Below are 12,842 nucleotides of genomic sequence, written 5' to 3'. Positions count from 1 at the left end.
GACGACGTGTGATCCGGGCTCGGGCTTGTCGACATAGTGCATTGTGCACTAATGTGCGACGCACTATGAGCGAGCTACGGCGCGAGGACCGGGACCTGCCCGGCCTCACCGTGCTCGCCCTGCTGCTCACCGGGCCGCGGCACACGTACGAGATGCAGCGACTCATGGTCGTCACCCACAAGGACTTCGTCACCGGGTTGCCGCGGTCGATGTACCACGCCGTCGGGAAGCTCGAGAAGGCCGCGCTGATCGAGGTGTCGGACGTCGAGCGCGAGGCGGGGCGGCCCGAACGCACCCTCTACGCCCTGACGGACGCCGGCCGGGTCGTTCTCCGGGAACGAGTCGCGCGGCTGCTGTCGGTACCCGACCCGGACGCGACCCTGTTCACCGCGGCGCTCTCCTTCATGGGCGTGCTGCCGGTCGCCGACGCCACTGCCGCGCTGGCGGCGCGCTCCGCCGAGCTGGGCCGTCGCGCCGAGGCACTGCGGGACCTGCCCGCGCTGCCCCGGATCCTGTTGGTGGAGAACGAGTTCGAGCTCGCCCGCCTGGCGGCCGAGCAGACCTTCGTCGACGGCCTGCGGGCCGACCTGGACTCCGGCGCGCTGGCCTGGCCCGCCGACCTCCGTGAGCTGGAGGTGCCCCCTGTGATGTGACGCCCGGGCGGCGGCGCGCCAACGCCACCGCCCGGGCTGGATCCGACCACCCGCGGGCAGCCGATCCGGAACCGCATCCGAAGTCTAGGTGCCCGCGGTCCCTCTTCCCACGAAGGAGAACCGCCATGTCCGCCCCCACCGAGGTCCGGGACGTCCTGGACTCGATCACCGCCGCCTGGGACGCGGGCGACGCCGCCGCGTTCGCCGCGCCCTTCACCGACGACTGCACCTACGTCGTGTTCGACGGGACCGTCCTGCACGGCCGCCAGGCCGTCGAGGAGGTGCACCGCTTCCTGTTCGACGGCCCACTGAAGGGCTCCACCCTCACCCCGCCGCCGGGCACGCCGGAACCCGAGGTGACGCTCCGGGAGATCGCCCCGGGCGTCGTCCACGTGGTGAACGCGACCGGGGGCGTCCTGCCCGCCGGCGCCGCCGACGTCCCCGCCGAGCGGGTGTCCGTGGTGTCGTACCTGCTGGTCAGGGCCGATTCCGGGTGGCAGGTCGCGGCGTTCCAGAACACCCGCCGGGCGCCGCGGTCCTGAACCTGCACGCACGAAACACACGCTGACGACGTCGTCAGCGTGTGTTTCGGCCTACCGAAAGTGCCGACTCGCGGGGGTTTAGACGGTGGCGGAGGCCGGGGTGGCCGCGGTCAGGTTCTTGCCCGTCCTCGGGTCGAAGACCTTCAGCTTCGACGTGTCGACCCAGACCTCGGACGAGTGGCCCTCCGTCGCGGTGGAGGCCGCGGAGAGGCGGGTGACCAGCTGGCCCGCGTCGCCGCCCGGGACGTCCGAGGTGCCGGCGTCCGCCGCCAGCTCCGCGAGCTCGTCGGAGGTCGCCTGCTCGTCGATCGTGAAGTAGGCGAACTTGTCCGAGCCCATGGACTCCAGCACGTCGACCTGCGCGGTGAACGTCGAGCCGTGGGCGCGCAGCCCGTCCTCGACCAGTGCCGCGTCCTCGAAGTGCTCCGGCCGGATGCCGACGATCACCTCGCGGCCCGCGTCCGCCGCCTCCAGCGTGCGCCGGAGCTCGTCGGACAGGGCGAGGTCTCCCAGGCCCGTGCGCAGCGTGCTCTGCTCCACCGTGGCCGGCAGGAAGTTCATCGCGGGCGAGCCGATGAACCCGGCGACGAACAGGTTGGCCGGGTTGTCGTAGAGGTTCTGCGGCGACCCGATCTGCTGGATGAAGCCCGACCGCATGACGACGATCCGGTCCCCGAGCGTCATGGCCTCGGTCTGGTCGTGGGTGACGTAGACCGTGGTCGTCTCCAGCCGCTGCTGCAGCTTGGACACCATGGTGCGCATCTGCACGCGCAGCTTGGCGTCCAGGTTGGACAGCGGCTCGTCCATGAGGAACGCCTTGGGGCTCCGGACGATCGCGCGCCCCATCGCCACGCGCTGGCGCTGGCCGCCGGACATGTTGGCGGGCTTGCGGTCCAGGTGCTGGGTGAGGTCCAGGATCTGGGCGGCGTCCTCCACCTTGCGCGCGATCTCGGCCTTGTCCACCTTGGCCAGCTTCAGCGGGAAGGCCATGTTCTCCCGCACCGTCATGTGCGGGTAGAGGGCGTAGGACTGGAACACCATCGCGATGTCGCGGTCCTTGGGCGCGCGCTCGTTCATGCGCGCCCCGCCGATGCGCAGCTCCCCGGAGGAGATGTCCTCCAGGCCGGCGATCATGTTCAGGGTCGTGGACTTCCCGCAGCCCGAGGGCCCGACGAGGATGATGAACTCGCCGTCCGCGATCTCGAGATTGGCGTCGTCGACGCCCACGGTGCCGTCCGGGTACCGCTTGTACACATGGTCCAGAACTATTTCAGACATGAGTCGGACTCCCTTAACCCTTCACTGCGCCGGAGGTCAGGCCGGCCACGATCCGGCGCTGGAAGAACAGCACGAAGACGATGATCGGGATGGTGAGCAGCACCGCGGCGGCTGCGATGGAGCCCGTGGGCTCGGCGAACTGCGAGGCACCCGTGAAGTTCGCGATCGCCACCGTCGCCGTCTGCGAGCGGCTGGTGGAGGTCAGGGAGATCGCGAACAGGAAGTCGTTCCAGCAGAAGATGAACACCAGGATGGCCGTGGTGAACACGCCCGGCGCCGCCAGCGGCACGATGACGCTGCGGAAGGCCTGCAGCGGCGTCGCACCGTCCATCTTGGCCGCCTTCTCCAGCTCCCACGGGATCTCCCGGAAGAAGGCGGAGAGGGTGTAGATCGCCAGCGGCAGGGCGAAGGTGATGTACGGCAGGATCAGGCCCAGCCAGGTGTCGAAGATGCCGATCGAGCGGAAGATGTCGAACAGCGGGCTCACCAGCGAGACCTGCGGGAACATCGCGATCAGCAGCGAGACGCCCACGAGGATCTTCTTGCCCGGGAAGTCCAGCCGGGCGATCGCGTAGGCCGCCATGGTGCCGACGACGACGGCCAGCACCGTGGAGATGAGCGCGATGCCGATGGAGTTGACCAGCGCCGAGGTGAAGAGCCCGATCTGGAAGATCTGCCCGTAGTTGGCCAGCGTCCAGCTCTTCGGGATGAAGCTGCCGTCCGTGATCGTGTCCGTGGTCTTGAACGACAGCGACAGGATCCACAGCACCGGGACCAGGGCGTAGATCAGCACGACCAGGTTGGCCACCGACCACCAGGCCTTCTTCTGGCCCTCCGACATCCCGGCGCCCTTGGCGTTCGCGGCGGTGGGCCGGGACGCCGGTGCCTCGACTGCGGTGGCCATCAGCGCTTCCCCTCGTCGGACCCGGGTGCGGCGGCCCCGAATATCTTGATGAACAGGAACGCGATCAGGGCCACCGCGAGGAAGATCAGCACGCTGATGGCAGAGCCGATGCCCAGGTTGAAGGCCTTGAAGAGGTTGTCGTAGCCCAACATCGAGACCGACCCGGTGCCGTTGGACCCCTGCGTGAGGATGTAGATGTTGTCGAACACGCGGAAGGCGTCGAGCGTCCGGAACAACAGCGCCACCAGGATGGCGGGCTTCATCATCGGCAGGATGATCTGCGTGAGCCGCTGCCAGGGTCCGGCGCCGTCGACCTGGGCCGCCTTGAGCAGGTCGTCCGGCACCAGGGCGAGGCCCGCCATGAGCAGCAGGGCCATGAACGGCGTCGTCTTCCACACCTCGGCGAGGATGATCAGCAGGATCGCCGACACCTGCCCGGTGAGCGGCGCCGCGCCCTCCGGCAACAGGGCCGCCAGATACCCCTTGTCCGGGGTCCAGGCGAACTGCCAGCTGAACGCCGCGACGACCGTGACGATCCCGTACGGGATGAGCACGACGGTCCGGGTCAGCCCGCGCCCGACGATGGTGCGGTGCATGACCAGGGCCAGCGCGAGGCCGAGCACGAACTCGATGGCCACCGAGACCACGGTGATGATCACCGTGATGAGGAAGGCCCGCCACCAGTAGCTCGAGCTGAGCACGGCGGCGTAGTTCGCGAACCCGGCGAACGCCCGGTCCGCGGGGAACCGCAGGTCGTAGCGCTGGAAGGAGAGCCAGATCGCGTAGATGATCGGGTAGGCGGTGACGGCGAGCATGATGATCGCCGCCGGGGCGCAGAGCAGCAGCCCGAGCCGCCGCTCCGCCTTCTTGCCCTCGGAGAGCTCCGGCTTGCGGTGCGACGCGGGCACCGCGGCTTCGGTCTCCGGGACGGTCGGCGCGCTCATGGCACCAGTCCTTCCGAGTTCTCGGCACGGGTGACCTGGTCGGCCAGCTCGGCCGGGACGGCCTGCGGGTCGATGTCCGCGGGCGGGTTGAGCAGGTCCGAGATCACGATCGAGATGCTCTGGTAGGCGGGGGTCTTCGGTCGGACGCTCGCGTTGTCGAGCGAGGTCTTGATCGCCTGCCAGGCCGGGTACTTCTGCTGGAACGACGGGTCCGAGTACAGCGACTCGAGCGTCGGCGGGACACCGCCGTCGACGGCGTTGCGCAGCTGGTTCGCCTGGTTGCGGATGCACTGCACGGCCTGGAACGCCAGGTCCTTGTGCAGCGACGTGCTGCTCACTCCCAGGTTCAGGCCACCGAGGGTGACCTTGGCCGGGGCGCCCGGGTTGACCGACGGGTAGGGCGCCCACGCGAACTCGTTGACGACCTGGCGGCCGGTGTTCTGGCTGGTCGCCTTGCCCTGCTGGTCGATGAACGTGCCGCCACCGCCGCCGTCCGGGGGCGGGGTGTTGATGGAGGCGTAGACGAACGGGTAGTTGATCTGGAACGCGGCGGTGCCGGCCTCCATGGCGAGGCGGCCGTCGTTCTCCTTGGCCACGGACAGCGACGGGTCCGAACCCGGGGCCGTCGCGACGTCCTTCATGATCGTCGCGGCCTTGACCGCGGCGGCCTTGCCGGCGCCGTCGGCGATGAGGACCTTGCCGTTCTCGTCGACGATCCCGCTGCCGGCCGAGTTGATCAGGGTGTTGAACCAGACCGTGAGGCCCTCGTACTGGGCGCCCTGGACCTCGATGTAGGACGGCAGGCCCTTGCCCGCCAGGTCCTTCGACATCTGGATCATCTGGTCCCAGGTCTGCGGCGGGTTCGGCGCGAGATCCTTGCGGTACCAGAGGATCTGGGTGTTGGTGTTGAGCGGCGCGGCCCACAGGTCGCCCTGGTAGGTGCCGGTGTCGAGCGGTCCGGCGAGGGTGCCCTGCTTGATCTGGGCGGCGACGTCGGCCGGGAACTTGGTGAGCCAGCCCGCCTTCGCGAACTCCGCCGTCCAGGTCACGTCGATGCCGACGATGTCGACCGCGGTGTCGCCGGCGACGAGCCGCCGGGCGAGCTGCAGGCGCTGGTCGTCGGCGCTCTTCGGCAGGGTCTGCGCGGCGATCGTGTACTTCCCCCCGGCCGCGGCCGTGCAGTCCTTCGCTGCCTGCGCGTACTGGGTGGCACCGTCGGCAGGGGTGTAGAAGTTCAGCACCGGTGCCCCGGTGCCGGCCTGCGCCCCGCACCCGGCGAGCACCGCGGCAGCCAGCACCGCGCCACCGGCGGCGGCCCACCTGCCTCGACCCCTCCTACGCCTCCTCCGGGCCCCTCGTGCGCCTGCCGTTCCCGGCGGCTGCCCCATCCCGGCCTCCCGTTCGGCGCCGGGCGACCGCACGGGGCGGTGGCGCGACGGCGCGCAGTCGTGTGACCCCGGTCACCCATCGCGACCGGTCACCGAAACGTAGATCCAGGACGGACGGGCCGCAATTCGAGATCGACGGAGATACCGGACCGAGACCCCGGACGGACGAACGGGGCCGCCGCGGAAGGAGTGCGGGCAGCCGGACGGCCCGCCCGGTCTCACCCGGACGGACGCGGAGGTTCAGCCCGCGGAGCTGCCCATGGCGAGCTTCGCGAGGAGCTCGCGCGCCTTCTCCGCGTTGCGCGGCTGGCAGAGCACGTCGTACCGGCCCGCCACCATCTGGCTGGACGAGGTGAAGTCCCGGCGCCCGCGGGTGCCCCAGTAGCCGGCCGCGGCGAACGCGATCCCGAACACGATGCCGCCCGCGAGCGCGACGACGATCCGCACGACCGAGCCCCCGCCCGTGGTGAACAGGGAGAGCAGCAGGCCCACGAACAGGCCGAACCAGGCGCCCGACGCAGCCCCGGACGCGAGCACGCGCCCCCAGGTCAGCCGGCCGACGATCCGCTCCACGAGCATCAGGTCGACGCCGACGATGGTCACGTCCCGGACCGGGAAGTCGCTGTCGGCGAGATGGTCGACCGCCCGCTGCGCCTCCTCGTATTTGGCGTACGAGCCGACCGGCCAGCCGGTGGGCGGGGTGGGCAGGTTGGGCAGCCCCGGCGCGGGCCGCCCGCTGCCGCCGAACGGGGTGGTCACGAACTTCACTCCTCGAGTACATCGGACACCAGAGGCGAATCCCCCGGCACCGTCCCGTCAACGACCGGGACCGCGCCGAAGTGCCTCTGTCCTGGTCACGATAGGGCCAAGGGGTCCGGAGCACGACCGCGGCGCGATCACGAACCGGCGGCGAAGCCCACGACGGCCCCGGAACGCAGGGACGGCGCCCCCGCGTGCGGGGGCGCCGTCCGGCGACGAACCGGGATCAGCGGCTCTTGTACTCCTTGAGCAGGCCGCGGGAGATGATCGTCTTCTGGATCTCGCTCGTGCCCTCGCCGATGAGCAGGAACGGGGCCTCGCGCATGAGGCGCTCGATCTCGTACTCCTTGGAGTAGCCGTAGCCGCCGTGGATGCGGAAGGCCTCCTGGGTGACCTCGGCGCAGTACTCCGAGGCGATCAGCTTGGCCATGCCGGCCTCGACGTCGTTGCGCTCGCCACGGTCCTTCAGGCGGGCGGCGTTGACCATCATGAGGTGGGCGGCCTCGACCTTGGTGCCCATCTCGGCCAGCTTGAACGCGATGGCCTGGTGCTCGGCGATCGGCTTGCCGAAGGTGCTGCGCTGCTGGGCGTACTCGACCGCGAGCTCGAAGGCCCGGATCGAGATGCCGCAGGCGCGCGACGCCACGTTGACCCGGCCGACCTCGACGCCGTCCATCATGTGCGAGAAGCCCTTGCCGGGCTCCCCGCCGAGGATCTGCGCGCCCGGGATCCGGAAGCCGTCGAACACCGCCTCGGTGGTGTCGACGCCCTTGTAGCCCATCTTGTCGATCTTGCCGGGGATGGTGAGGCCCGGCAGGACCTCGCCGAAGCCCGACGGCTTCTCGACCAGGAACGTGGTGAGGTTCTGGTAGGGCTTCGGGTTGCCCAGATCCGTCTTGACCAGCAGCGCGATCAGGTTCGACGAGCCGCCGTTCGTCAGCCACATCTTGGCGCCGTCGATGACGTAGTCGTCGCCGTCCTGCTTGGCGCGCGTCTTGATCGCCGCGACGTCGCTGCCCAGGTCCGGCTCGGACATGGAGAACGCGCCACGGGTCTCCCCGAGCGCCATCTGCGGCAGGTACTTCTGCTTCTGCTCCGGCGTGCCGTGGTGCATGAGCATGTACGCCACGATGAAGTGCGTGTTGATCACACCGGAGACGCTCATCCAGCCGCGCGCGATCTGCTCGACGACGAGGGCGTAGGTCAGCAGGGACTCGCCCAGGCCGCCGTACTCCTCGGGGATGGTGAGGCCGAAGAGCCCCATCTCCTTCATGCCGTCGACGATGTCCTGCGGGTACGCGTCCGCGTGCTCGAGGGCCGTCGCGTGCGGGATGATCTCCTTGTCCACGAACGTGCGGACGGTGGAGATGATCTCCTCCTGCACGTCCGTGAGACCGGCGGTCTGGGCCAGGCGGGCCATGGTGTTCAGTCCTTTCAGGCAGGTCAGCTCGCGGGCGGGGTCCACTTGTCGGTGCGGGACATCCCCGCGGCCCGCCCCTTGCCCGAGATCACGAGGGCCATCTTGCGGGAGGCCTCGTCGATCATCTCGTCGCCGATCATGGCCGCACCGCGCTTCCCGCCCGCCTCCGAGGTGAAGTACTCGTAGGCGTCGAGGATGTTCTCGGCGTGGTCGTAGTCGCTCTGCGCCGGCGAGAAGGTCTCGTTGGCGGCGTCGATCTGGCCGGGGTGCAGGACCCACTTGCCGTCGTAGCCGAGCGCGGCCGAGCGGCCGGCGACGCGGCGGAACCCGTCGACGTCCTTGATCTGCAGGTACGGGCCGTCGATGGCCTGCTTGTCGTGCGCGCGGGCCGCCATCAGGATCGACATGAGGATGTGGTGGTAGGCGTCGCCCACGTCGTAGCCCGGCGGCTGCTCCCCCACGACCAGGGACTTCATGTTGATCGACGCCATGAAGTCGGCCGGGCCGAAGATGATCGTCTCGACGCGGGGGCTGGCCTGCGCGATGGCACTGACGTTGAGCAGGCCCAGGGCGTTCTCGATCTGCGCCTCGATGCCGATCCTGCCGACCTCGTAGCCGAGGGTCTTCTCGATCTGGGTGAGCAGCAGGTCCAGGGCGACGACCTGCTCGGCCGTCTGCACCTTGGGGAGCATGATCGCGTCGAGGTTCGCGCCGGCGCCCTCGACGACCTCGGTGACGTCCCGGTAGGTCCACTCGGTGGTCCAGTCGTTGACCCGGACCACGCGCGCCTTGTCGCCCCAGCCGCCCTCGTTCAGCGCGGCGACGATCGTCTTGCGGGCACCGGGCTTGGCCAGCGGCGCGCACGCGTCCTCGAGGTCCAGGAAGACCTGGTCGGAGTTCAGCGTCCGGGCCTTGTCGATGAACTTCTGGCTCGAGCCCGGGACCGCCAGGCAGGACCGGCGGGGACGGAGCGGGCGGCTCACGGCGGACGACGCGGACGACACTGTCGGAACTCCTCTGATCGGCTGGATGGATGCTGACACGTCCGCGGGCCCGGCGCGCCGTCGAGGTGATTGGTTTCTCACCCAGCCAAGGTGAGGGGTGGTGCGGCGGATCAGGGCAGGGCGGTGAGCTCGCCGCGGGACACCGCGGCCACCCCTCCGCGCACCGTGGTCCGCACCACCCGGCCGCCCTCGGCCCGCACCTCGACGTCCAGCCGGGAGGGGCGGCCGATCTCCGCGCCCTGCGCCACGGTGAACGCCGAGTCCCCGTCCGGCGGGAGCAGCCCGCGGTCGGTGAGGTAGACGCCCAGCGCGACGGCCGCCGAGCCCGTCGCGGGGTCCTCGTCGACGCCGACGCCGGCGCCGAACATCCGCAGGTGGACGCGGGTGGCGTCGCCGGACACGGACGCGACGACCAGCCCGGTGAGGCCCAGCGCCGAGATCGTCTCCGGCTCGGGCACGGCACGGGCCACCGCGTCCGGGTTGACCAGCAGGAACCCGAACGGCACGCCCGCGGCGGCGATCCCGGGCAGGGCGGCGCCGTCGAGGTCGTCCTCGGCGGAGAGCCCGGTCGCGGCGGCCAGCAGGGCGACGTCGAGGTCGTCCCCGATCTCGGGCCGGCCGCCGGTGACCCGCGCGCCCTCGGCGTCGACGGTCACCGGCAGCAGCCCCGCCCCGCACTCCTGCACGACGTCGCCGTGGCGGATCGCGCCGGCGCGGGCGAGGACCCAGGCCGCGCCGACGCTCGGGTGCCCGGCGAAGGGCAGCTCGACGGCCGGGGTGAAGATCCGCACCCGGTAGTCCGCCTCCGGGGTGGTCGGGGGCAGCGTGAACACGGTCTCGGAGAGGTGGAACTCGCCGGCGATGGCCTGCATCGCGGCACCCGTCAGCTCCGCCTCCTCATTTCTGACGACGGCGAGCGGGTTACCGGCGTACGGCCGATCGGTGAAGACGTCGACGACCTCGAAGCGCAACGAAGGCACGAACGGACCCTAGGGCCCCCGGGGCGTGCGGCCGACCGGATAACACCCGTTGGGCCGACAGCGCACGATCCGTGAACGGGGGGTGTCTCGCCCGCCGAGAGACCTAGTCTCGAACGCTCGACCGGGACGAGGAGGGCCGGAGGGTGTCGCTGGCGCTGCTCCGTGAGGTCACCGGCTACGTCGCGCACGGCGTGCTGCTGGCCTGGTGGCTGTGGATCGTGCTCTCCACGGCGCCGCAGCTGCGGCGCGGCATCCGCGACCGCCGGGTCCGCCTCCGGGTCCTGGTGATCAAGTCGCTGGCCCTGGTGCTCACCGCACTCGTCGTCGGGGTGATCCACTTCTGGGCCACGGACTGGTGGCAGGTCGTCGCGGCCGTGGTGCTCGCCGCGGGCGCCGGGTACGTGCTGCACCGGGCCTACCGCAGGCTGGTCACCCCGCCGCGGCACCGGCTCACCCTGGCGCGTCGCATCCGCCACGTCTGAGGGGCCCCACCAGCGGACACCGCACTAGTCTCCCCCCATGGGGCAGGCGCGGATCTTCGTGGCCCGGATGGCCGGTCTGGCCGTCTTCGGGCCGGACGGCGAACGGATCGGCAAGGTCCGCGACGTCGTCGCCATGCTGCGGGTGGACGCCACCCCGCCGCGGGTGCTCGGCCTGGTCGTGGAGCTGGGCAACCGGCGGCGGATCTTCGTCCCGATGCTCCGGGTGGCGGACGTCGATCCGGCCGCGGTCACGCTCGCGAGCGGCTCGGTGAGCCTCTCGGGCTTCCACCAGCGCCCCAACGAGACCCTCGTGCTCGGCCAGATGCTCGATGCGCCGGTCACCCTGCGGGACTCCGGCGAGGACGCGGTGGTGGTCGACGCGGCGATCGAGCCCACCCGCAGCCGGGACTGGGTGGTCGGCCGGCTCGCCGTGCGGCCCCGGCGGCGGCTGCGGCGCTCGTCGGTGGACGTGCTGGCGTGGAGCGCGGTGCAGGGCCTCACGCTGTCGGACCGCCAGGGCATCGAGGGGCTGCTGTCGGTCTTCGAGACCATGCGGCCCGCGGACATCGCCGCCGCGCTGACCGAGCTGCCCCGCAAGCGGCAGCTCGAGGTGGTCGACGGGCTCGACGACGAGCGGCTCGCGGACGTCTTCGAGGAGATGTCGGAGAGCGAGCAGCGCTCCCTGCTGGCCCACCTGGACGTCGAACGCGCGGCGGACGTGCTCGAGGCGATGTCCCCGGACGACGCGGCGGACCTGCTCGGCGAGCTCCCGGACGACGAGGCCGTGCAGCTGCTCGCCCTGATGGAGCCCGAGGAGTCGGAGCCGGTGCGCCGGCTGCTGACCTACTCGTCGCGCACCGCGGGCGGCCTGATGACCCCCGAACCGGTGGTGCTGCGGCCGGACTCGACGGTCGCCGAGGCGCTCGCCCACATCCGCAACCCGGACCTGCCGCCGGCGCTGGCCAGCATGGTGTTCGTGTGCCGGCCACCCAGCGCCACGCCGACCGGCCGCTACCTCGGCTGCGTGCACGGTCAGCGGCTGCTGCGCGAGGCCCCGTTCGAGCTGGTGGCGGGGCTGGTGGACTCGGAGCTCGCCCGGCTGGCCCCGGACGCGACGATCGAGGAGATCACCCGCTACTTCGCGACGTACAACCTGGTCGCCGGGCCCGTCGTCGACGCCGCGGACCACCTGCTCGGCGCCGTCACCGTCGACGACCTGCTGGACCATCTGCTGCCGGACGGCTGGCGGGACGCCCCGCACCCGGCCGAGGGCGGGACCGTGTACGGCGGGGAGGCCGCCGGGCACGCCTCGGGGATCGAGGGCCCGGCCACGGTGCCGGCCCGGAACGGAGCGGGAACCACCGATGCCTGAGCTGCACGGCGGACGCCGGCTCGACCAGCCGCTGCTCGGGCGGCGCCGGATCGAGTTCGACCCGGACGGGTTCGCCAACGGCGCCGAGAAGCTCGCCCGCTACCTCGGCACCGGCCGCTACCTGGGCATCCAGACCGTCATCGTGGTGGCCTGGATCGGGCTCAACATCGTCAGCTGGCGGCTGCAGTGGGACCCCTACCCGTTCATCCTGCTCAACCTGGCCTTCTCCACCCAGGCCGCCTACGCCGCCCCGCTGATCCTGCTCGCGCAGAACCGGCAGGACGACCGGGACCGCATCGCCCTGGACGAGGACCGCCGCCGCGCCGAACGCACGAAGGCGGACACCGAGTACCTCGCCCGCGAGCTGGCCGCGCTGCGGATCGCCGTGGGCGAGGTCGCCACCCGGGACTACCTGCGCGGGGAGCTCGAGAAGATCTCCGCCCAGCTCGACGAGGCCCTCGGCACGAAGAAACCGAGCCGCCGCCGCTGATCCCGTGAGCGGCCCCGGGGACGGTCGGCGGCGGAGCCGACGGGGTGAGTGGCAACGACGTCAGGTGATGATCAGTCGGCCGCAGATCCGTTCGAGGGCGGCGAGCTCGTCGCGGTCGAGGCGACGCGCGAAGTGGCTCGTCACCCCGCGCAGATGGGTGCGGGCGGCGGTGCGCAGCCGGTCGAGACCCGCGGGCGTGAGACCGGCCGTGACCCCCCGGCCGTCGGTCTCCACCCGCGCGCGGCGCACCAGGCCGGCCTTCTCCAGCCGGTCGACCAGCCGGGTCACCCCCGAGCGGGACAGCAGCACGGCGTCGGCCAGCTCCGTCATCCGCAGCCGTCGTCCGGGGGCCTCGGCGAGCTGTACCAGCACGTCGTAGGCCGCCAACGACAGTTCCTGCTCCTCGAGGAGCTCGGTCTCCAGCGCCCGGGTGATCGTGGCGTGCGCGCGCAGGAAAGCCCGCCACGACGCCATCTCCTCCGGCTTGGGCACCGTGTGTGCCGGCCGGTCGTTCCCCCCGTGCGCGGACCGCTTGTGTTCAGCGATGTCCGTCACGCCCTCAGATGCTACGGAGCCGCGAGGCGCGGCGCCCCCGCACGTAGCATGGTGTCGCCACGCCACGTCCA

14 protein-coding genes are annotated in these 12,842 nt (G+C 71.1%); 5 read left to right on the top strand and 9 right to left on the bottom strand.

All coding sequences use genetic code 11. The annotated features are described in order from the left end of the window. Nucleotides 1–65 precede the first annotated feature (65 nt). Both ABD324_RS11330 and ABD324_RS11325 read left to right on the top strand, forming a co-directional pair. Nucleotides 66–653: a PadR family transcriptional regulator gene (locus ABD324_RS11330; protein ID WP_344415325.1), complete on the top strand. Its 588-nt coding sequence runs from the start codon at nt 66–68 to the stop codon at nt 651–653. Between the two features lie 125 nt (nt 654–778). Beyond that, entirely contained in the window at nt 779–1,195 is a 417-nt protein-coding gene (locus ABD324_RS11325) for an SgcJ/EcaC family oxidoreductase (protein WP_344415323.1), read from the top strand. A gap of 78 nt (nt 1,196–1,273) precedes the next feature. Here the strand turns inward: ABD324_RS11325 and ABD324_RS11320 are convergent, their stop codons facing one another. From ABD324_RS11320 to ABD324_RS11285, 8 genes are all read right to left on the bottom strand, one after another. After that, the gene (locus tag ABD324_RS11320) at nt 1,274–2,473 is read right to left on the bottom strand and encodes an ABC transporter ATP-binding protein (protein WP_344415321.1); all 1,200 of its coding nucleotides are present in this window, start codon (nt 2,471–2,473) and stop codon (nt 1,274–1,276) included. A gap of 13 nt (nt 2,474–2,486) precedes the next feature. Beyond that, the gene (locus ABD324_RS11315; protein ID WP_344416350.1) at nt 2,487–3,314 is read right to left on the bottom strand and encodes a carbohydrate ABC transporter permease; all 828 of its coding nucleotides are present in this window, start codon (nt 3,312–3,314) and stop codon (nt 2,487–2,489) included. 62 nt (nt 3,315–3,376) lie between these two features. Next, complete coding sequence (locus ABD324_RS11310) at nt 3,377–4,321, bottom strand: carbohydrate ABC transporter permease (RefSeq protein ID WP_344415319.1); 945 nt, start codon at nt 4,319–4,321, stop codon at nt 3,377–3,379. After that, a complete protein-coding gene (locus ABD324_RS11305; protein WP_344415317.1) occupies nt 4,318–5,619 on the bottom strand; it encodes an ABC transporter substrate-binding protein in 1,302 nt (433 codons plus the stop codon). Before ABD324_RS11305 ends, ABD324_RS11310 begins: the two co-directional genes overlap by 4 nt. Nucleotides 5,620–5,949: 330 nt before the next feature. Next, on the bottom strand, nt 5,950–6,468 hold the full coding sequence (locus tag ABD324_RS11300) for a YflT domain-containing protein (protein ID WP_344415315.1): 519 nt from the start codon (nt 6,466–6,468) through the stop codon (nt 5,950–5,952). A gap of 226 nt (nt 6,469–6,694) precedes the next feature. Beyond that, nucleotides 6,695–7,888, bottom strand: coding sequence for an acyl-CoA dehydrogenase family protein (locus tag ABD324_RS11295; RefSeq protein ID WP_344415313.1), 1,194 nt, complete (start codon nt 7,886–7,888; stop codon nt 6,695–6,697). A 23-nt stretch (nt 7,889–7,911) separates the two neighbouring features. Beyond that, entirely contained in the window at nt 7,912–8,871 is a 960-nt protein-coding gene (locus ABD324_RS11290) for an HpcH/HpaI aldolase/citrate lyase family protein (protein WP_344415311.1), read from the bottom strand. A 131-nt stretch (nt 8,872–9,002) separates the two neighbouring features. Further along, a complete protein-coding gene (locus ABD324_RS11285) occupies nt 9,003–9,872 on the bottom strand; it encodes a PhzF family phenazine biosynthesis protein (RefSeq protein WP_344415309.1) in 870 nt (289 codons plus the stop codon). Between the two features lie 143 nt (nt 9,873–10,015). Between ABD324_RS11285 and ABD324_RS11280 the strand changes: the two genes are divergently transcribed. From ABD324_RS11280 to ABD324_RS11270, 3 genes are read left to right on the top strand one after another with little or no spacing between them, the layout of a single operon-like run. After that, entirely contained in the window at nt 10,016–10,354 is a 339-nt protein-coding gene (locus ABD324_RS11280; protein WP_344415307.1) for a hypothetical protein, read from the top strand. Between the two features lie 37 nt (nt 10,355–10,391). After that, a complete protein-coding gene (locus ABD324_RS11275; RefSeq protein ID WP_344415305.1) occupies nt 10,392–11,726 on the top strand; it encodes a magnesium transporter MgtE N-terminal domain-containing protein in 1,335 nt (444 codons plus the stop codon). Then, nucleotides 11,719–12,216, top strand: a complete 498-nt coding sequence (locus ABD324_RS11270; RefSeq protein ID WP_344415303.1) for a DUF1003 domain-containing protein — start codon at nt 11,719–11,721, stop codon at nt 12,214–12,216. The genes ABD324_RS11275 and ABD324_RS11270 overlap by 8 nt, the downstream gene beginning before the upstream one ends. A 60-nt stretch (nt 12,217–12,276) precedes the next feature. On the opposite strand, the gene ABD324_RS11265 is transcribed toward ABD324_RS11270, so the two are convergent. Next, nucleotides 12,277–12,690 (bottom strand): MarR family winged helix-turn-helix transcriptional regulator, encoded by a 414-nt coding sequence (locus ABD324_RS11265; protein WP_344416348.1) that lies wholly within the window; start codon nt 12,688–12,690, stop codon nt 12,277–12,279. Between the last annotated feature and the right edge of the window lie 152 nt (nt 12,691–12,842).

Source organism: Pseudonocardia ailaonensis, assembly GCF_039531635.1.
Taxonomy (GTDB): Bacteria; Actinomycetota; Actinomycetes; order Mycobacteriales; family Pseudonocardiaceae; genus Pseudonocardia; species Pseudonocardia ailaonensis.
The sequence above is the reverse complement of the archived record's forward strand: the minus strand, read 5'-3'. Positions and strand labels throughout refer to the sequence as shown.